Source organism: Bradyrhizobium sp. HKCCYLS2038 (genome assembly GCF_051167655.1).
Lineage (GTDB): Bacteria > Pseudomonadota > Alphaproteobacteria > Rhizobiales > Xanthobacteraceae > Bradyrhizobium.
The window spans coordinates 706,569-726,390 of record NZ_JBNPTM010000003.1; the positions used below are offsets into that span (position 1 = coordinate 706,569).

At 66.9% G+C, this 19,822-nt stretch carries 17 protein-coding genes; 12 read left to right on the forward strand and 5 right to left on the reverse strand.

The genetic code is table 11. From position 1 onward, the window contains the following. Positions 1-63: 63 nt before the first annotated feature. Complete coding sequence (ruvX, locus tag ACQR1I_RS17155; protein WP_434866776.1) at positions 64-549, forward strand: Holliday junction resolvase RuvX; 486 nt, start codon at positions 64-66, stop codon at positions 547-549. 3 nt (positions 550-552) lie between these two features. After that, positions 553-1,482 carry an AEC family transporter gene (locus ACQR1I_RS17160; protein WP_434866775.1) on the forward strand — a complete coding sequence of 310 codons (930 nt, stop codon included), beginning with the start codon at positions 553-555 and terminating at the stop codon, positions 1,480-1,482. Here the strand turns inward: ACQR1I_RS17160 and ACQR1I_RS17165 are convergent. From ACQR1I_RS17165 to ACQR1I_RS17175, 3 genes are all read right to left on the reverse strand, one after another. Further along, positions 1,479-2,192, reverse strand: a complete 714-nt coding sequence (locus ACQR1I_RS17165) for a CPBP family intramembrane glutamic endopeptidase (RefSeq protein WP_434866774.1) — start codon at positions 2,190-2,192, stop codon at positions 1,479-1,481. The two genes, ACQR1I_RS17160 and ACQR1I_RS17165, sit on opposite strands and share 4 nt — an antisense overlap. A gap of 73 nt (positions 2,193-2,265) precedes the next feature. Continuing rightward, positions 2,266-3,063: a CPBP family intramembrane glutamic endopeptidase gene (locus ACQR1I_RS17170; protein ID WP_434866773.1), complete on the reverse strand. Its 798-nt coding sequence runs from the start codon at positions 3,061-3,063 to the stop codon at positions 2,266-2,268. Next, positions 3,060-4,703, reverse strand: coding sequence for an acyl-CoA dehydrogenase family protein (locus ACQR1I_RS17175; protein WP_434866772.1), 1,644 nt, complete (start codon positions 4,701-4,703; stop codon positions 3,060-3,062). Before ACQR1I_RS17175 ends, ACQR1I_RS17170 begins: the two co-directional genes overlap by 4 nt. A gap of 228 nt (positions 4,704-4,931) precedes the next feature. Here ACQR1I_RS17175 and ACQR1I_RS17180 point away from each other — a divergent pair, with 228 nt between their 5' ends. The 5 genes from ACQR1I_RS17180 (at position 4,932) to dprA (ending at position 10,557) form a co-directional block, all read left to right on the forward strand. Continuing rightward, positions 4,932-5,885 (forward strand): aspartate carbamoyltransferase catalytic subunit, encoded by a 954-nt coding sequence (locus ACQR1I_RS17180; protein ID WP_434867416.1) that lies wholly within the window; start codon positions 4,932-4,934, stop codon positions 5,883-5,885. 22 nt (positions 5,886-5,907) lie between these two features. Further along, positions 5,908-7,209: a dihydroorotase gene (locus ACQR1I_RS17185; RefSeq protein WP_434866771.1), complete on the forward strand. Its 1,302-nt coding sequence runs from the start codon at positions 5,908-5,910 to the stop codon at positions 7,207-7,209. A gap of 27 nt (positions 7,210-7,236) precedes the next feature. Further along, positions 7,237-7,833 (forward strand): glycerol-3-phosphate 1-O-acyltransferase PlsY, encoded by a 597-nt coding sequence (plsY, locus tag ACQR1I_RS17190; RefSeq protein WP_434866770.1) that lies wholly within the window; start codon positions 7,237-7,239, stop codon positions 7,831-7,833. Positions 7,834-8,049: 216 nt separating this feature from the next. Then, positions 8,050-9,375: a patatin-like phospholipase family protein gene (locus tag ACQR1I_RS17195; protein WP_434866769.1), complete on the forward strand. Its 1,326-nt coding sequence runs from the start codon at positions 8,050-8,052 to the stop codon at positions 9,373-9,375. 63 nt (positions 9,376-9,438) lie between these two features. After that, positions 9,439-10,557 (forward strand): DNA-processing protein DprA, encoded by a 1,119-nt coding sequence (gene dprA, locus ACQR1I_RS17200; protein WP_434866768.1) that lies wholly within the window; start codon positions 9,439-9,441, stop codon positions 10,555-10,557. A gap of 111 nt (positions 10,558-10,668) precedes the next feature. Here the strand turns inward: dprA and ACQR1I_RS17205 are convergent, their stop codons facing one another. Further along, positions 10,669-10,845: a hypothetical protein gene (locus ACQR1I_RS17205; protein WP_434866767.1), complete on the reverse strand. Its 177-nt coding sequence runs from the start codon at positions 10,843-10,845 to the stop codon at positions 10,669-10,671. Positions 10,846-11,190: 345 nt separating this feature from the next. Further along, positions 11,191-11,400: a hypothetical protein gene (locus ACQR1I_RS17210; protein ID WP_434866766.1), complete on the reverse strand. Its 210-nt coding sequence runs from the start codon at positions 11,398-11,400 to the stop codon at positions 11,191-11,193. Between the two features lie 225 nt (positions 11,401-11,625). On the opposite strand from ACQR1I_RS17210, the gene topA reads away from it, so the two are divergent. The 5 genes from topA to ACQR1I_RS17235 all read left to right on the forward strand — a co-directional run bounded on the left by topA (position 11,626) and on the right by ACQR1I_RS17235 (position 19,718). Beyond that, complete coding sequence (topA, locus tag ACQR1I_RS17215; protein ID WP_434866765.1) at positions 11,626-14,403, forward strand: type I DNA topoisomerase; 2,778 nt, start codon at positions 11,626-11,628, stop codon at positions 14,401-14,403. A gap of 4 nt (positions 14,404-14,407) precedes the next feature. Next, positions 14,408-16,783, forward strand: coding sequence for a ribonuclease R (gene rnr, locus ACQR1I_RS17220; RefSeq protein ID WP_434866764.1), 2,376 nt, complete (start codon positions 14,408-14,410; stop codon positions 16,781-16,783). Then, on the forward strand, positions 16,780-17,223 hold the full coding sequence (locus ACQR1I_RS17225; RefSeq protein WP_434866763.1) for a DUF983 domain-containing protein: 444 nt from the start codon (positions 16,780-16,782) through the stop codon (positions 17,221-17,223). Before rnr ends, ACQR1I_RS17225 begins: the two co-directional genes overlap by 4 nt. Positions 17,224-17,263: 40 nt before the next feature. Then, a complete protein-coding gene (locus tag ACQR1I_RS17230; RefSeq protein ID WP_434866762.1) occupies positions 17,264-18,022 on the forward strand; it encodes an NUDIX hydrolase in 759 nt (252 codons plus the stop codon). 370 nt (positions 18,023-18,392) lie between these two features. Then, on the forward strand, positions 18,393-19,718 hold the full coding sequence (locus ACQR1I_RS17235; RefSeq protein WP_434866761.1) for an LLM class flavin-dependent oxidoreductase: 1,326 nt from the start codon (positions 18,393-18,395) through the stop codon (positions 19,716-19,718). Positions 19,719-19,822 lie beyond the last annotated feature (104 nt).

Genomic DNA, 19,822 nt, shown 5'->3' on the forward strand with positions numbered 1-19,822 from the left:
ACCCCTCAAGTCATGCGCGGCGCCAGCTGGCCCGATGCACGCCCGCGTGCTAAGCGGCGCGCCATGCCCGCTCCCATTCTCCCCCTCATCGAAGCCGCCGGCCGCTGGCCCGAGCGCGGCGCGCTCGTCGGCCTCGACCTGGGCACCAAGACGATCGGCGTCGCGGTCTCCGATCCCGATCGCCGGCTCGCGACCGGCGTCGAGACCATCCAGCGCAAGGCGTTCAAGGCCGACGCGGCGCGGCTGCTTGCGATCTCGGCGGAGCGCAAGGTGGTCGGTTTCGTCCTGGGCCTCCCCATCAACATGGACGGCAGCGAGGGGCCGCGGGCGCAATCGACGCGCGCCTTTGCGCGTAATCTCGCCGGCCTCACCGACCTGCCGATCGGCCTGTGGGACGAGCGGCTGTCGACGGCCGCCGTCGAGCGCGAGCTGATCGGTATGGATGTCAGCCGCGCCAGGCGTGCCGAGGTGATCGACACCCATGCCGCGATCTTCATCCTGCAGGGCGCGCTCGACCGGCTGGCAACGCTGCGACGGTCGGGCCAGTAGGTCATGACACCGGTCATCGCGGCGCTGGCGCCGGTGTTCCTGCTGATCGTGATCGGCTTCGGCCTGCGGCGCAGCCTGATCCGTCTCGACGCGCAATGGCACGGGCTGGAGCGGCTGACCTACTACGTGCTGTTCCCCGCGCTGCTGCTGCAGAGCCTGGTCAAGGCCGATCTGAGCAAGGTGCCGGTGGCCGGCATCGGCGGCGCATTGTTCCTGGCGATGCTGGCGATGTCCGCGCTGTGCCTTGCGCTGCGGCCCGTGCTCGCGCGTTCCGGCATCGATGGACCGGCTTTCACCTCGATCTTCCAGGGCGCGACGCGCTGGCAGACCTACGTCGCGCTCAGCGTCTCCGGCAGCCTGTTCGGTCCGACCGGACTGGCGGTGGCCTCCGTCGGCATGATCGCAATCATCCCGATGGTCAACGTCTTCAGCGTGGCCGTGCTCGCCCACTACGCCTCGCCGAACCGGCGCTCGCTGGGCGAGATCGCCGCCACGATCATCCGCAATCCGCTGATCTGGGCCTGCGCCGTCGGGCTCACGCTCAACGTCGCGCAGGTGCCGCTGCCAAAGCTCTGGCACGACGCCGCCGACGCGCTCGGCCAGGCCTCGCTGCCGATCGGCCTGCTGGTGAGCGGCGCGGGACTGCACTTCGAAGGGCTGCGGCGCGCCGGGACGGCCGCAGCGCTCGGCGTCGTCCTGAAGCTGGTGCTGATGCCGATCCTGGCGATCGGGCTCGCCGGATGGTTCGGCGTCACCGGCCCGAGCCTCGTGGTGGTCGCGATCTGCGCCGCGGTGCCGACGTCGCCTAGCGCCTATGTGCTGGCGAAACAGATGGGCGGCGACGCCCCGCTGCTGGCGCAGATCATCTCGCTGCAGACCGTGCTGGCCGCACTGACGATGCCGCTGTTCATCGCGCTGGTCGGCACCGGCTAGGCGATCGCGAGACAGATAACGAGATTGATCGCGGAGTGCACGACGACCGGCAGGAAGGTCGAGCCGCTGCGGTAGCGGAAGTAGCCGAGCACGAGACCCATGACGAAGATCTCGAATCTGCCGAACAGATCGTACTGAAAGTGATACCCAGCCCAAATCGCCGAGCTGAGCACGATCGCGCCTTCGGGCCTGACCGGGGATTCCGACCAGCCGCGGAACAGAAATCCCCGCACTGCGAACTCCTCGAAGATCGGCGCGCCGATGCAGGCGGCGACGAGAAAGAGAAACAACGAACCCGCACCTTTCAGGCCCTTGAATTCGGCGACCACGCCGGGATCGGAGGACACGCCGATCGAAGCACCCAACAGGCCCAGCATCTGCAGGACGACGTACATGACGATCAGGGCGAGCACGATCTCGTTGCGCTCAGGCCATGTCAGCGCAAGGTATTCGGAGAACGACCGCCCTGCGCGTCGCACCGCGATCCAAAGAACGCCCAGGACGCAAGGCAGTGCGCCGAGCACGACGACGGCATGAAAGTATCCCGAGTTTGAAAGCTCCGCCTCCGGCACGTCGTAAAGCGCAAGCAAAGCGACCAAGCTCAGCCAACTACTGATCGCAAACGCCGCATAGGCCAGCAGCGCAAAGCCGAGAGTTTCAAAAAAGCCGAGGGTTCGCGGCGGCTTGGGAGCAGGAACAGCGTCGGTCATCGTCGCTCACCGTTGGTCGCGGTCGATCCTGGCGTCAGGCTGCCACCAAAGCATGGCTGCCGGATCCCCGTCATCAACCATTGCCGCTGGCGAGCCACATCGTCTGCAGCGTGGCGGCGAGGTTGTTGAGGCCGTGCAGCACGATGGTCAGCCAGGTCGAATGGCTGACCGAGCGCAGATAGCCGAACCACACGCCGAGTGCGAACACCTCGAGGAAGAAGTACCAGTCGTACTGCAGATGCATAGCCGTCCAGACCAGCGAGGACAGCACGATCGCGCCGGGCACCCGCAGGAACGAGTCCGACCAGCCGCGATACAGGAAGCCGCGGGCAAACAGCTCCTCGGACAGCGGGGCCGCCACGCAGAACGCGATCACCATCAGCCAGACAGTGCCGTCACCCCGCGCCGTCTTCAGCACGTCCATCATGAAGCCGGGCGAGACCTCGCGCCCCGTCGCGCGCGACATCAGGTCCCACGCGACCACGATCACGATCATGCCGGCGATGCCGATCCCGACATACTTCCACGATGTCCAGCGCAGGCCGAGATACTCGGCGAACGGCGTGCGGGTGTGGCGGACGGCGAAATAGGTCGCGAGCAGCACCGCCGGAAGTCCCATCATCACGGACAGCGACAGCGTCAGCCCCCGCCCCGCAGCGCGGGCGAGCGCCGACAGATCCAAGGCGCTGTCGGCCAGAACGAGAACGGCGACGGATTGTCCGATCAGCATCGCGATGAAGATCACGACGCCCCACAGCAACGTCCACCAGAAGCCGAGCGTACGCGGCTGGTGCTGCGCCGGTCCTACCTGCTGCGGGGGATTGGCCGGATCGAGAGAATCCATGACGGCGGCTTCGGGCGTATCGGTCAAGGCAGGGCGCGCTCCAGCAAGCCACGGATGGCGGTGGGATCGAGATCGACGGCGCCGTACATGCTCGGATGGGTAGCGGCGAGCCGCGTCGTTGCGAACAGCTCGGCACGATCGGGGGACACCGCGTTCAGCGCGGCGGCGGCCGCCAGCAGGGCCAGCTTCTCCACCGCAAGACGCGCGACGCGCTCGCTGTCGCCGCGACGGAACGCCTGGCTGATCATCGCAACGGCTTCAGTGGCTCCGGGCAGCCCGCGCGTATCAGCGGCAAGCGTTGTCATCACCGCGGCCGCCGCCTCGGCCTCGCGCGACAGCGCGCGCAGCACGTCGAGGCACATCACGTTGCCCGAGCCTTCCCAGATCGCGTTGACCGGCGACTCCCGGAAGTGGCGCGCAAGGATGCCGTCCTCGACATAGCCGTTGCCGCCGAGGCACTCCATCGCCTCATAGAGCAACGGCGGCGCGCTCTTGCACACCCAGTATTTGATCGCGGGCGTCAGCAGCCGCATGTAGGCGGCCTCGCTGGCGTCGGCCGCCATGCAGTCGAACGCTCGGCACAGCCGCATCACCAGCGCCACCGTGGCCTCGACATGGAGGGCCATATCGGCGAGCACGGTCTGCATCATCGGCTGGTCGGCCAGATGCTTCTGGAACACGCTGCGGTGACGCGCATGATGCAGCGCATGCGAAAGCCCCGAGCGCATCAGCCCGGCGGAGGATATCGCGCAGTCCTGCCGCGTCAGCTGCACCATCTGGATGATGGTGCTGATGCCCCTGCCCTCCTCGCCGACGCGCTCCGCATAGGCGCCCGCGAACTCCACCTCCGACGAGGCATTCGAGCGGTTGCCGAGCTTGTCCTTCAGGCGCTGAAAGCGGAGCGCATTGACCACGCCATCGGGCGTGAAGCGCGGCATGAAGAAGCAGGTCAGGCCCTCGTCAGCCTGCGCCAGCACCAGGAACGCGTCGCACATCGGCGCCGACATGAACCATTTGTGCCCGGTGATGCGGTAGCCGTCGGCGGTACGCTCCGCTGTCGTCATGTTGGCGCGCACGTCGGTGCCGCCCTGCTTCTCGGTCATGCCCATGCCGAGCGTCATGCCGCGCTTGCCCCACCACGGCGCAAACGCCGGATCGTAGTCGCGGGTGGCGATCACCGGCATGGTCCGCGCGAGCAGATCGGGCTGCGCCGCCAGCGCCGCGACCGACGCACGCGTCATCGTGATCGGACAGAGGTGACCACTCTCGACCTGCGAGGCGATGTAGAACTTCGCTGCGCGAACGACCTCCGAACGGCCGCCAACGGGCTCGCCTTCAGCCGTCCAAGTCGAATTGTGCAGCCCGTCCTCGATCGAGCGCGTCATCATCTGATGATACGCCGGATGAAACTCGACGATGTCGCGACGGAAGCCCTTGGCGTCGAAAGTGCGGAGCTTCGGGGTGTTCTCGTTGGCGAGCCGGCCCTGCTCGGCCATCTCGGCCGAGCCCCACAGTGCGCCGAATGCCGTCAGGTCCTGCTCGGCGCCCGCCCCGCCATTCGCCTTGACGGCCGCCATCAGCGGCCGGTCGGCCGTGAACAGGTTGACGTCCGCAAACGGCGGCGACTGGTTGAAGACCTCATGGGTCTCGAACGATGGCTGGGTCATGGCCGGGCTTTCAACATAGGCTGCATCGGCACGGCCGAATGCTGAAATCTTACGGGGTCGGCCCCGCGCCGGGCAGCGAAAACAGCCGGCATTCCCGGGCATAGTTCACAAAACCTTGCGGCACCACCCATCCGGCGCCCGCCCGCGCCGGACGGAACGGGGGATAACTCGGAACCCCGGCTTTCGGCCTTGCCCCCTACGGAAACCGCCCCTATAGCTCTGGCTTTAATGGCAACCTCACCGAAATCGAGTTTCGTCCTCGGGCACCGGCATCTGCTGGGAATCGAGGGCCTTTCCGCTCACGACATCACCGGTCTCCTCGACCTGTCCGAGGAATATGTCGAACTGAATCGTCAGGTCGACAAGAAGCGCACCGTGCTGCGCGGCCGGACCCAGGTCAACCTGTTCTTCGAGGCCTCGACGCGGACGCAGTCCTCGTTCGAGTTGGCCGGCAAGCGGCTCGGCGCCGACGTCATGAACATGTCGGTGTCGTCCTCGTCCATCAAGAAGGGCGAGACGCTGATCGACACCGCGGTCACGCTCAACGCCATGCATCCGGACATCCTGGTGGTCCGCCACCACGCCTCCGGCGCCGTGGAACTGCTGGCGCGCAAGGTCGACGGTTCCGTGATCAACGCCGGCGACGGCGCTCATGAACACCCGACGCAGGCCCTGCTCGATGCGCTGACCATCCGCCGCAACAAGGGCCGTCTCGAAGGCCTGGTCATCGCGATCTGCGGCGACGTGCTGCATTCGCGCGTCGCGCGCTCGAACATCCTGTTGCTGAACACGATGGGCGCCCGCGTCCGCGTCGTCGCGCCCTCCACCTTGCTCCCGCCGGGAATCGAGCGCATGGGCGTCGAGGTCGCGCGCGACATGCGCGAGGGGCTCAACGGCGCCGACATCGTGATGATGCTCCGCCTGCAGCGCGAGCGCATGAACGGCTCCTTCGTGCCGTCGTCGTCGGAATATTTCCAGTATTTCGGCCTCGACCAGAAGAAGCTCGCCTACGCCAAGCCGGATGCGCTCGTGATGCATCCGGGGCCGATGAATCGCGGCGTCGAGATCGACTCCATCGTCGCCGACGGCGCGCAGTCGCTGATCCGGGAACAGGTTGAAATGGGTGTCGCCGTGCGCATGGCCGTGCTCGAGGCGCTGGCCCGCAACCTGCCGAACGCTTGAGAGAGAAGTCGGGACGAAACGCATGCTGACCGATCGCCGACCGATCCTGCTCGCCAACGCGCGCGTCATCGATCCCTCCCGCGACATCGACGGTCCCGGTGACGTGCTGATCGCCGACGGCGTCATCCGCGACCTCAAGCGCGGCATCGGCGCCGCCGGCGTCCCCGAGGGGACTGACGTCGTCAACTGCGCCGGCAAGATCGTCGCGCCCGGGCTGATCGACATGTGCGCCTTCGTCGGCGAGCCAGGTCTGGGCCATCGCGAGACCTTTGCCAGCGCCAGCCAGGCCGCCGCGACCGGCGGCATCACCACCATCATCTGCCAGCCCGGCACCGAGCCGGTGATCGACAATTCGGCCACCGTCGACTTCGTTCTGCGGCGGTCGCGCGACACCGCGATCGTCAACATCCAGCCGATGGCCGCGCTCACCAAGGGGCTGCGCGGCGACGAGATGACCGAGATCGGGCTCTTGCGCGCGGCAGGCGCGGTCGCTTTCTCCAACGGCCACACCAGCGTGATGAACGCCCAGGTGATGCGCCGCGCCCTGACCTACGCCCGCGACTTCGACGCGCTGATCGTGCATCACACCGAGGACCCGAACCTCGTCGGCGAAGGCGTCATGAACGAAGGCGAGTTTGCCGCGCGCCTCGGCCTCTACGGCATTCCGGCCGCGGCAGAGGCCGTCGTGCTCGAGCGCGACATGCGCCTCGTGGCCCTCACCAGGGGGCGCTACCATGCCGCGGCGCTGAGCTCGGTCGACTCGCTCGATGTCCTGAAGCGCGCGCGCGACGCCGGCCTCGCCGTCAGCGCCTCGGTGTCGATCAACCACGTCACGCTCAACGAGAACGACATCGGTCCCTACCGCACCTTCCTCAAGCTCACCCCGCCACTGCGCACCGAGGTCGACCGCCGCGCTTTGGTCGAGGCGCTCGCCTCCGGCCTGATCGACGTCATCATGTCCGACCACAATCCGCAGGACGTCGAGGTCAAGCGGCTGCCATTCGCGGAAGCCGCCAGCGGCGCGGTCGGCTTGGAGACGATGCTGCCGGCGGCGTTGCGGCTCGTGCACAGTGGCGAATTGAGCTGGACCAGCCTGATCCGCGCGATGTCGACCCGCCCGGCGGAACTGCTCGGCCTGCCCGGCGGCACGTTGCGCGCGGGCGCGCCGGCCGACGTCATCGTGATCGATCCGGACGTGCCCTGGATTCTCGATCCGGCCGACCTCAAATCGCTGTGCAAGAACACGCCGTTCGACGAGGCCCGCTTCACCGGCCGCGTCGTCCGCACCATCGTCGGCGGCCGCACCGTGTTCGAACATGTCTGACGCGCGTCGCCCGCAAGGAGTTGTGTGATGGCATCCGAAGCCTTCCTGCCGGTCGCCCTGATCATCGGCTATCTCTTCGGATCCATTCCGTTCGGCCTGATCCTGACCAGGCTCGCCGGCACACAGGACCTGCGCAGCATCGGCTCCGGCAACATCGGCGCCACCAACGTGCTGCGCACCGGCCGCAAGGGGCTGGCCGCCGCGACCCTGCTCGGCGATGCGCTTAAGGGCACGGCGGCGGTGATCATCTGCGGCTATCTCGGCGGCCCGAACGCGGCGATGATCGCCGGCCTCGGCGCCTTCCTCGGACATTTGTTCCCGGTGTGGCTGAAGTTCCGTGGCGGCAAGGGCGTCGCGGTCTACATCGGTATCCTGATCGGCCTGCTTTGGCCGTTCGCGATCTTCTTCTGCCTCGTGTGGCTCGCGACCGCATTCGCGTTCCGCTACTCATCATTAGCTGCACTCGTCGCGAGCGTGCTGACTCCGATCGTGCTGTGGGCTTTCGGCCACGTTGCGCTCGCTGCCTTGTTTGCGCTGCTCACCTTGTTGCTCATTTACATGCATCGCGAAAACATCAGGCGATTACAGAGCGGCACCGAGAGCAAAATCGGCGCGAAGAAGTAGAATCTCCGGTGAATTACGGGCAAAACCGCGTCAGGCGCTGAACTCACAGCGGCAGCGCAGCAACACCGCCACATGATTAACTGATAAGTTAACGCCGCACCCTGGTGTGAATCATGATTGCCTGTCATGATTCCGGCCTCTGATTACGCAACACCCATTCGAGCGGTCGATCGGCCTTGCACGATGATCGCAGGTGATGAGGAGTCGGCGCAGCAAATGTCCACCCAGGCGCGATCCAACGCTAGTCTCCTGCTCTCGGCGGCCCAGATCTGGTCGACGGGCGCTGTGGGTGCCGACGAGGCAGAAACCGCGGCCACGCCGGCTACGCCCGACATTGAGGTGATGGTGCCCGCGGCCCCGATCGTGTCGGATAGCGCGGCCGTCGCCGAGGTTTGCGAGCCAAGTCCTGCCCCGGAACAGCCTGACGTCGCGCCAGCCGTGGCCGAGACGATCGTCGCGCCGACCAATGCGGAGTGCATTGCCGAGACTCGCGTGATGGAGGCGCCGGAACGCTCTCTCGTCGAAGCGATCGCCACCGTGACGCTGCCGCCGCCCCGGCGGGTGTGGCCGCCGCGCAAGCTGTCGCTGGCGCTGCAGGGCGGCGGAACCTTCTCGGCCTTCACCTGGGGCGTGCTCGACCGGCTGCTGCAAGAGCCTAACTGTGATTTCGATACGATCAGCGGTGCCAGCGCTGGCGCCGTCAACGCGGCCCTGCTCGCCAGCGGCCTTGCCAGAAGCGGCCGCGAAGAGGCCCGCAACCGGCTCGCGCTGTTCTGGACGCGGCTTACGGAACAGGCCTCGTTCCGCGCGCTGATGGTGATCGGGGCGTTCTCGCCGCCGAGCAGCGCCGTCTCGTTCGGCTCGGGATTGCGCGGCGGTCGCGCCGACCCGCTCGATCTCGATCCGCTGCGCGACATCCTCGCCGAGACGATCGATTTCGACGCGGTTCACAGCGCGTCAGCCCCTCGCCTGCTGGTCGCCGCGACCCGGGTTCGCGACGGCGCGCCGCAGATCTTCCGCAACGCTGCCATCACGCCGGACGTGCTGCTCGCCTCGACCTGCCCGGCGCAGCTCCACGCCGCCATCGAGATCGGCGATGAGACCTACTGGGACGGCGGCCACGTCGCCAACCCGCCGCTGATCCAGATCGCGCACGAATCCAGCGCCGCCGACCTGCTGGTCGTTCAGGTTACGCCGTCGCGGGACGGTTACATCCCGGTGACCTCGGCGGCGATCGACCGCCGGCTCGACCAGATCGCCGCCAATGCCGTCCTCAATGCCGAGCTCGCGGCGCTCGAATGGGCGCGCAGCGACGGCCTGCATCCGCCGCGCGTGCACCGTCTCGCGGCCGAGGACGCGATCGAGGCGCTGGCGCAGCGCGACGCGACGGATTTCGGCGCCGACCTGATCGAGATGCTGCATCAGCGCGGCCGCGAAGCCGCCGACCGCTGGCTGCGCGAGGCCCCTCCCGGCACCGCGTTCGTCATCCCGGACGAGCCAGCGTCCGTCTCAGAGGACACGCGAGACCTTGCGTTGACGTAGCGCGCCCTCTTCCCTGCGCTCTCGGGTTGTTCCATGCTGGGCCCTCTGCGAGGGGGCTTTCGCGTGGACGCCATCAATCCGACGATCGAGCTGAGCGCGACCGAGCGGCGCGACCGGCTGCGCCTGATCCGCTCCGACAACGTCGGGCCGCGCACCTTCCGCTCGCTGCTCGACTATTTCGGCACCGCGCGCCTGGCGCTCGATCGCCTGCCGGATTTGGCGCGCCGCGGCGGCGCCGCGAGAGCGGGCCGCATCTGCACGATCGACGAAGCCGAGGCCGAGCTCGACGCCTGCCAACGCTACGGCATCGAGCTGCGGGCGCCGCAAGAGGACGGCTATCCGTCCCGCCTTGCCACCTGCGACGACGCACCACCATTGCTCGCGGTGCGCGGCGCCCGGGAGACGTTGATGCGCCCGATGATCGCCATCGTGGGTTCGCGCAACGCCTCTGCCGCCGGGCTCAAATTCGCCGGCCAGCTCGCGTACGAGCTCGGCCAGGTCGGCTTCGTCATCATTTCCGGCCTGGCGCGCGGCATCGATCAGGCCGCGCATCGCGCGAGCCTGTCGGGCGGCACCGTCGCGGTGCTCGCCGGCGGCCATGACCGGATCTATCCGCCGGAGCATGTCGATCTGCTCGGCGCCATCGTCGGCGGCCTGGGAGCAGCGATCTCCGAGATGCCGCTCGGCCACGAGCCGCGGGCCCGCGATTTTCCCCGCCGCAACCGGCTGATCTCGGGCGCTTCGCTCGGCGTCGTCGTTGTCGAGGCGGCGCATCGCTCGGGCTCGCTGATCACCGCACGCATGGCCGGCGAACAGGGCCGCGAGGTGTTCGCCGTCCCAGGCTCGCCGCTCGATCCGCGTTCGGCTGGCACCAATGATCTCATCAAGCAGGGCGCCACCCTGGTCACCGAGGCTGCCGATATCATTCAGGCCGTCGGCCCGATCATGGAGCGGCCGCTGCCGTCCTCGCTGCGCGAGCCCGACGAGGAGCTGTTCGCTCCCGATCCCGAGAGCCACGACCGCGCGCAGGTCATCGCGCTGCTCGGGCTGACGCCGGTGTCGATCGACGACCTGATCCGGATCAGCGGACTGTCTCCCGCGGTGCTGCGCATGGTGCTGCTCGAACTCGAGCTGGCAGGCCGCCTCGAGCGGCACGGCGGCGGGATGGTGTCGCTCAGCTAGCACCATGCGTCCCATCGCTACGAGCGACGGAGCACGAACCTGCCGGAGGATCTGCCGCTGCTGCCGCACGAACGAGCGGCAGCAGGCTTGCGACGGACAACAGTGATCCGCTCAGTTCCAGACGTAAGGCGCTCCTGCCAACAACAAGCCGAGCGAGACCACCAGACCGCCCCCGCAGAACAACAATATGGTGAGCAATTCATCCCGGTCGGACCGGGCTGCGGCCTCCTTCTTCTGAGTCGCAGCCGAAACGGAAACTGATGAAGAGACGCGCGCAGCCTTGGTCATGGCAACTCTCCCAAATATGAATACGTCAAAATGACCCGGCCTTTGCGGGGGTCTGCACCGCTGAAGCAAAGGTTCAAATAAGAGGAAGATTCAACAGCACGAGCTCAGCGCTGCCCCAACGCCTGAAGTTCCGGTTGGTCGCTCCGGGCGGTCGCGGGAGTTCGTGGTGAGGCCACCACGAACGAGTCCCGTGGGCTATCGATAGACCGGCGCGCCGGCCGGCGAACTTGTGGCACCATAGACCGTGCAAATCGCCGGGCGGTCCGCAAGCTGCTGCCGAGATCAGAGAGGGCGGCCGGCCGCTGGCGCCGGAGGTGACCATGCTCGCTCCGCGATGAGCGGACGTCAGCAGAGTCTGTTGCGGCTCCGCAGCCGGAGGTGATCCTCGGCTTCCAGGTTCGCCATGCGCAACAGGTAATCCAGCATGTCGAGATGGTGGCGCTGGGCGAGCTGGGCCAGGCCTGCCGTCACTTCGGCGACCAGCGCCGCCGCGGCGTCAGCATCTTCCACCGCCAGCTCGATATCGGGATCGCTTTTGTCCGCTGCCTGGGCCAACAAATCTATCCAGCAAGGAGAATTTGAGGAAAACGAACGCCAAATCAGAGCGGTTCCAAGCACGCTCCTCACAACCTGATAGGTACTTCGCGACTCCAACGCAATCGACTTTCAACACTCCTCGATTTGACAGGAACCGCCTCACCACCCATGTTCGGGTCAACGAGCCCTTGCGCGAATCCCGCGAAACCGGCTTCAATCCTTCCACTAAGCCATTGGAATTTCATGAATATCGTCATCGTGGAGTCGCCTGCGAAGGCCAAGACGATCAATAAGTATCTGGGCTCCTCTTACGAGGTTTTAGCCTCTTTTGGTCATGTCCGCGACCTTCCCGCGAAGAACGGTTCCGTCGATCCGGAGGAAAATTTCCGGATGATCTGGGAGGTCGACCCCAAGGCGGCCGGCCGACTCAACGACATCGCCAAATCCCTGAAGGGTGCGGACCGCCTGATTCTCGCCACCGACCCTGATCGCGAGGGCGAAGCGATCTCCTGGCACGTGCTCGAGGTGCTGAAGGAGAAGCGCGCGCTCAAGGATCAGAAGATCGAGCGCGTCGTCTTCAACGCCATCACCAAGCAGGCCGTCTCCGAGGCGATGAAGCATCCGCGCCAGATCGACGGCGCGCTGGTCGACGCCTATATGGCGCGCCGCGCCCTCGATTACCTCGTCGGCTTCACCCTCTCTCCCGTCTTGTGGCGCAAGCTGCCGGGCGCCCGCTCGGCCGGCCGCGTGCAGTCGGTGGCGCTGCGCCTCGTCTGCGACCGCGAGCTGGAGATCGAGAAGTTCGTCCCGCGCGAATATTGGTCGCTGATCGCAACCTTGGCGACACCGCGCGGCGACACGTTCGAGGCGCGCCTCGTCGGTGCCGACGGCAAGAAGATCCAGCGCCTCGACATCGGCACCGGCGCGGAAGCGGAAGACTTCAAGACTGCGCTGAACGCGGCGAGCTACACGGTCGCAACCGTCGATGCCAAGCCGGCGCGGCGCAATCCGCAGGCGCCCTTCACCACCTCGACCCTGCAGCAGGAGGCGAGCCGCAAGCTCGGCTTTGCGCCGGCGCACACCATGCGCATCGCGCAGCGCCTCTATGAAGGCATCGACATCGGCGGTGAGACCACCGGTCTCATTACCTATATGCGAACCGACGGCGTGCAGATCGACGGCTCGGCGATCACCCAGGCGCGCAAGGTGATCGGCGAGATCTACGGCAACAAATATGTGCCGGACAGCCCGCGCCAGTACCAGACCAAGGCCAAGAACGCCCAGGAAGCGCACGAGGCGATCCGCCCGACCGACCTGTCGCGCAAGCCGGCCGATCTGCGCAAGCGGCTCGATGACGACCAGGCCAAGCTCTACGAGCTGATCTGGACACGCACCATCGCCAGCCAGATGGAATCCGCCGAGCTCGAACGCACCACGGTCGATATCGTCGCCAAGGCCGGCGCGCGCACGCTGGAGCTGCGCGCCACCGGTCAGGTCGTCAAGTTCGACGGCTTCCTCGCGCTCTATCAGGAAGGCCGCGACGACGAAGAGGACGAGGACAGCCGCCGCCTGCCGCAGATGAGCCCGAACGATCCGCTCAAGCGCCAGAACCTCGCGGTCACCCAGCACTTCACCGAGCCGCCGCCGCGCTTCTCGGAGGCGTCGCTGGTCAAGCGCATGGAGGAGCTCGGCATCGGCCGGCCCTCGACCTACGCCTCGATCCTCGATGTGCTCAAGGCGCGCGGCTATGTGAAGCTGGAGAAGAAGCGGCTGCATGGCGAGGACAAGGGCCGCGTCGTCATCGCCTTCCTGGAGAACTTCTTCCGCCGCTACGTCGAGTACGATTTCACGGCGGATCTGGAGGAGCAGCTCGACCGCATCTCCAACAACGAGATCGCCTGGCAGCAGGTGCTCAAGGATTTCTGGACCGGCTTCATCGGCGCCGTCGACGACATCAAGGACCTGCGCGTGGCGCAGGTGCTCGACTCGCTGGACGAGATGCTCGGCCCGCACATCTATCCGCCGCGCGAGGATGGTGGCGACGTCCGGCAATGCCCGACCTGCGGCACCGGACGGCTCAACCTCAAGGCCGGCAAGTTCGGCGCCTTCGTCGGCTGCTCGAACTATCCGGAGTGCCGCTACACCCGCCCGCTCGCTGCGGACAGCGAAGCTGCGGCCGACCGCATGCTCGGCCAGGATCCGGAGTCGGGCCTCGAGGTCGCGGTCAAGGCCGGCCGTTTCGGGCCCTACATCCAGCTTGGTGAGCAGAAAGACTACGCCGAGGGCGAGAAGCCGAAGCGCGCCGGCATCCCGAAGGGCACGCAGCCGTCGGATGTCGATCTCGAACTGGCGCTGAAGCTGCTGTCGCTGCCGCGCGAGATCGGCAAGCATCCGGAAACGGGCCTGCCGATCACCGCGGGGCTCGGCCGCTTCGGACCGTTCGTGAAGCACGACAAGACCTATGCAAGCCTGGAAGCCGGCGACGAGGTGTTCGACATCGGCCTCAACCGCGCCGTCACCCTGATCGCCGAGAAGATCGCCAAGGGCCCGAGCAAGCGTTTTGGCGCCGATCCGGGCAAGGCGCTCGGCGACCATCCCTCGCTCGGCCCGGTCGCCGTGAAGGCCGGCCGCTATGGCGCCTATGTCACCGCAGGCGGCGTCAACGCCACCATTCCCGGCGACAAGGAAAAGGACACGATCACCCTCGCCGAAGCGATCGTCCTGCTCGACGAGCGCGCCGCCAAGGCTGGCGGCAAGCCCAAGGCGGCGAAGAAGGCTGCGAAGCCCAAGGCTGCTTCAGGTAAGGCCGCTTCAAGTAAGGCGGCTGCCAAGCCGAAGGCTGGCGGCGACGACGACACGCCGAAGCCGGCCAAGAAGGCCGTCGCGAAGAAGGCCGCGGCCAAGCCGAAATCAGATTCCACCAGCAAGGCGCGTGCGCCGGTTGCCAAGGCCGCCAAGACGTCGGCCAAGCCTGCGACCAAGGCGACGCCCAAGAAGAGCGCCGGCAAGGCCCGCGGATGAGAAAATGAAACAAAAGCGCGACATCGGCTTCCCTCCGCGGGAGGCCATCGTCGCCTTCATCCGCGCCAATCCGGGCAAGGTTGGCACCAAGGACATCGCCCGCGAGTTCGGCCTGAAGAATGCCGACCGCGCCGCGCTCAAGCAGCTGTTGCGCGAGCTCGTGGCCGACGGCACCGTCAAGAAGGGCGGCCGCAAGACGATCATCGAGCCCGCGACCTTGCCGGCCACGCTGGTGGCCGACATCACCGGTCGTGACAGCGACGGCGAGCTGATCGCCAAGCCCGCCGAGTGGGACGAGGCCGAACAGTCCGAGCCGCCGCGCATCCGTATCTACGCCTCTCGCCTCGCCAAGCCAGGCGCCACCGCCGGCGTCGGTGATCGCGCCCTGCTCCGCGTCGAGCCGATCCAGGATGCCGAAGGCGTCGCCTATCGCGGCCGCGTGCTAAAGGTGCTCGACCAGGCGCGCAACCGCGTGCTCGGCATCTTCAAGAGCAATCCCAATGGCGGCGGACGCCTGATCCCGGTCGACAAGAAGCAGGCCGGACGCGAGCTCTCGATCGCGCCAAACGACACCAGGGACGCGAAGGACGGCGATCTCATCAGCGTCGACCTGCTACGCGGCCGCGGCTACGGCCTGCCCGCGGGACGGGTGAAGGAGCGCCACGGCTCGGTCGCGACCGAGAAGGCGATCAGCCTGATCGCGATCCACGCGCACGAGATCCCGATGGAGTTCTCGCAAGCTGCGGTCGCCGAGGCCGAGGCGGCGCAGCCGGCGACCTTGAAGGGCCGCGAAGACTGGCGCGAGCTGCCGCTGGTGACGATCGATCCGCCCGATGCCAAGGATCACGACGACGCGGTTCATGCCGAGCCGGATCCCGATCCGAACAATGCCGGCGGCATCATCGTCCATGTCGCCATCGCCGACGTCGCCTACTACGTGCGGCCGGGCTCGGCGCTCGATCGCGACGCCCTGATCCGCGGCAACTCGGTCTACTTCCCAGACCGCGTCGTGCCGATGCTGCCCGAGCGCATCTCCAACAACCTCTGCTCGCTGGTGCCGGGCGAAGCGCGCGGCGCGCTCGCGGTGCGCATGGTGCTGGGCGCCGATGGCCGCAAGCGCTCGCACTCCTTCCACCGCGTGCTGATGCGCTCGGCCGCAAAACTCTCCTACGCGCAGGCGCAGGCCGCCATCGACGGCAAGCCTGACGATGTCACAGGTCCGCTGCTCGAGCCGATCCTGAAGCCACTCTACGCAGCCTACGAGGTCGCCAAGCGCGGCCGCGACGCGCGCGATCCGCTCGACCTCGATCTGCCCGAGCGCAAGATCCTCTTGAACAAGGACGGCACCGTCGACCGCGTCGTCGTGCCGGAACGGCTCGATGCGCACAAGCTCATCGAGGAGTTCATGATCCTCGCCAACGTCGCAGCAGCGGAAGCGCTGGAGAAGAAGGCGCTGCCGCTGATCTACCGCGTGCATGACGAGCCGACGGTGGAGAAGGTCCACGCGCTGCAGGAGTTCCTGCGCACGCTCGACGTGCCCTTCGCCAAGGCCGGCGCGCTCCGGCCGTCGCTGTTCAACCGCGTGCTGACGCTGGTGGCGGGCCAGGACTACGAGCAACTCGTCAACGAGGTCGTGCTGCGCTCGCAGGCGCAGGCCGAATACTCCTCGGAAAACTACGGGCACTTCGGCCTGAACCTGCGCCGCTACGCGCATTTCACCTCGCCGATCCGCCGCTACGCCGATCTCGTCGTGCATCGCGGCCTGCTGCGGGCGCTGAACCTCGGCGACGGCGCCCTGCCCGACAGCGAGACGCCGGATCATCTCGCCGAGGTGGCAGCGCAGATCTCGGTCACCGAGCGGCGCGCGATGAAGGCCGAGCGCGAGACCGCTGACCGGCTCATCGCCCATCACCTCGCCGACCGCGTCGGCGCCAGCTTCCAGGGCCGCATCTCCGGCGTCACCCGCGCCGGCCTCTTCATCAAGCTGGATGATACCGGCGCCGACGGGCTGGTGCCGATCCGGACCCTCGGCACGGAATATTTCGACTATGACGAGACGCGCCACGCGCTGATCGGCCAGCGCAGCGGTGCCATGCACCGGCTGGGTGACGTCGTCGACGTCCGTCTGGTAGAAGCTCAGCCGGTGGCCGGCGCACTGCGCTTCGAGCTGCTGACGCAGGCCGACGTGCTGGTGTCGCGGCATCCGCGCGGCGCCGGACCGAAGCGCAAGAATACCGTCAAGGCGAATGCCAAGGCGGCCAAGCGGGGCAAGTCCGAGGCCCGGCCGAAGCGCGAGAAGAAAAGTCGCGACAAGAGCCAGAAGGCAGGGGCAAAACGCAAGCCCGGCACATCGAAGAAAGGCAGATCATGGACGCCATGAGCTCACCGCCCCGCGCATTGCCACAGACCTGGACACGAGACGCCGGCGCCGTCGAGAAGCGCGACGTGTGGACGGCGATGAAGCGCGGCTTCCGCGGCCGCTGCCCGCGCTGCGGCGAGGGCAAGCTGTTCCGCGCCTTCCTGAAGGTCGCCGACAAGTGTGATCGTTGCGATCAGGACTTTTCGGGCCATCGCGCCGACGACCTGCCGGCCTATCTCGTCATCGTCATCGTCGGCCACATCATCGTGCCGCTGGTGCTCTCGATCGAGACCAACTATGCGCCGCCGGTGGCACTGCAGCTCGCGATTTATCTGCCGGTGACCTTGATTGCCGCGCTCGCCTTGATCCAGCCGGTCAAGGGCGCCGTCGTCGGACTGCAATGGGCGTTCCGCATGCACGGCTTCGACGACAATCCGGCGGAAGGCATTCCACCGGTGTGAGCCGTCGGCAGTTCAACAAACAAGAAAAAGCGGGGAGGACATGAGCGACACGGCACAGGCGACGGGCGCGCCGGCGGGCAAGCCCGCCGAGAAGGAAGCGGACCATCATCCCTACACCAAGCCCCGCGATGCCGCGACCCTGATCCTGGTCGATCGCAGCAGCGCGGTGCCGAAGGTGCTGGTCGGCAAGCGCCACGACAAGGTCGTGTTCATGCCGGGCAAGTTCGTCTTCCCGGGCGGTCGGGTCGACAAGACCGATCACCGCATTCCCGTCGCAGCGCCGATGCCGGCGGAGCTCGAAGCCAATCTGTTCAAGGGCAAGCCGCAGACGACGGCGTCACGCGCGAAGTCGCTGGCGGTCGCTGCGATCCGCGAGGCGTGCGAAGAGACCGGCCTCTGCCTGGGACGCAAGGTCGACGGCCCCGCGCCGAAGCTCGACGGCCCCTGGGCGCCCTTCTCCGAAGCCGGCCTGCTGCCCGATCCTTCCGGCCTGTTCCTGATCGCGCGCGCCATCACCCCGCCCGGCCGCATCAAGCGCTTCGACACCCGCTTCTTCACCGCGGATGCCTCCGCCATCACGCATCACGTGCCAGGCGTCATCCACGCCGATGCCGAGCTGGTCGAGCTGGTCTGGGTCGAGCTCGGCTCCAAGCCGCTCGCCGACCTGCACCCGATGACCAGGAACGTCCTCCACGAACTCGACAAGCGCCTCGCCACCGGCCCGCTGCGCCACGACGCCCCTGTGCCGTTCTTCCACTTCTACGGCGGCAAGATGCAGAAGGACGTGCTGGGCGCGTAGCATCAAGGCGACGGCACCATGTCGCTGCCCGCGAATGCTCGCCAGCATCTCTGGTCAGTCCCACCGCACTCGCAATGCGATGGGCAATCGCGCCACATACACAGTGTCGTCCCGGCGAACGCCGGGACCCATACCGCGGAATTTCTCTTTGGCCCGGATGGCAGAAACTGTGCCTCAAACATCCTTCACGGAGTATAGGTCCCGGCGTTCGCCGGGACGACACCGTTGTTTGGTTCGCCTGCTCGGCCCCCATTGGAATGACCGTGCTACGTCCGCCACGAAAAACGAAATCGTGTTCTGCGGCGGGTTGCTGACACGCATCGGCCGAGTTCCTATCTGCTTCAGATAGCAACAATTCCCGGACGCCCCCATGGCCCCACGTCAACTCAAGCTCGGCGCGTTCATGCGCCCGGTGTCGATCCATACCGGCGCGTGGCGCTATCCCGGCGCCTGGCCGGATGCGAACTTCAATTTCGGGCATCTCAAGCAGCTGATCCGCAAGCTCGAGGCCGGCAAGTTCGACGCCTTCTTCATGGCGGATCATCTCGCCGTGCTGAATATGCCGGTCAATGCGCTGAAGCGCAGCCACACCGTGACCTCGTTCGAGCCGTTCACGCTTCTCTCGGCCTTGTCTGCGGTCACCGAGAACATCGGCCTGATCGCGACGGGATCGACAACCTTCGACGAGCCCTATCACGTCGCCCGCCGCTTCGCTTCGCTCGACCACATCTCCGGCGGCCGTGCGGGGTGGAATATCGTCACCACGTCGAATCCCGACGCGGCTCTGAACTTCGGCCTCGACGACCACATGGAGCACGCCGAGCGCTACAAGCGTGCGCGCGAGTTCTACGACGTCGTCACCGGCCTGTGGGATTCGTTCGCCGACGACGCGTTCGTGCGCGACGTCGAGAGCGGGCTGTTCTTCGATCCCGACAAGATGCACGTGCTCGACCACAAGGGCAAATATCTCAAAGTGCGCGGGCCGCTGAACATCGCCCGCCCCGTGCAGGGCTGGCCGGTCATCGTGCAGGCCGGCGCGTCCGAGGACGGCAAGCAGCTCGCGGCGGAGACGGCGGAGGCCGTGTTCACCGGCGGCGGCAGTCTCGCCGACGGGCAGAAGCTCTATGCCGACATCAAGGGCCGGATGGAAAAGATCGGCCGCAACCCCGACCATCTGAAGATTCTGCCCGGCGCCTTCGTGGTGGTCGGCGACAGCGTCGAGGAGGCCAAGGAGAAGCGCGCGCTGCTCGACAGCAGGGTGCACTACGACAGCGCCATCGCCTCGCTGTCGGTCATCCTCGGCACCGATGCCTCCGGCTTCGATCCGGACGGTCCGCTGCCGGAGATTCCCGAGACCAATGCCTCCAAGAGCGGCCGGCAGCGTCTGGTCGACGTCGCCGCCCGCGACAAGCTGACGGTGCGGCAGCTGGCTCAGCGCGTCGGCGGTTACGGCGGGCTCGCCTTCGTCGGCACCGCCAAAACCATCGCCGACCAGATGCAGGACTGGCTGGAGAGCCGCGGCTCGGACGGCTTCAACATCATGTTCCCGTTCCTGCCCGCAGGCCTCGACGATTTCGTCGACAAGGTGATTCCCGAGCTGCAGCGCCGTGGGATCTTCCGGAAGGAGTATGAGGGCCCCACTTTGCGCGACAATCTCGGCCTGCCCCGGCCGGAAAACCGGTTCTTCAACGCCTAGGGGTCGAGAATCTGGCCCGGCAACCTTGACTTTGGGGGCTGGCTGGGTAGGTTGCCGGCCAACGGCGCCCCCTCTTTGGCCGGTGCCCACCCCCGATTCCATTC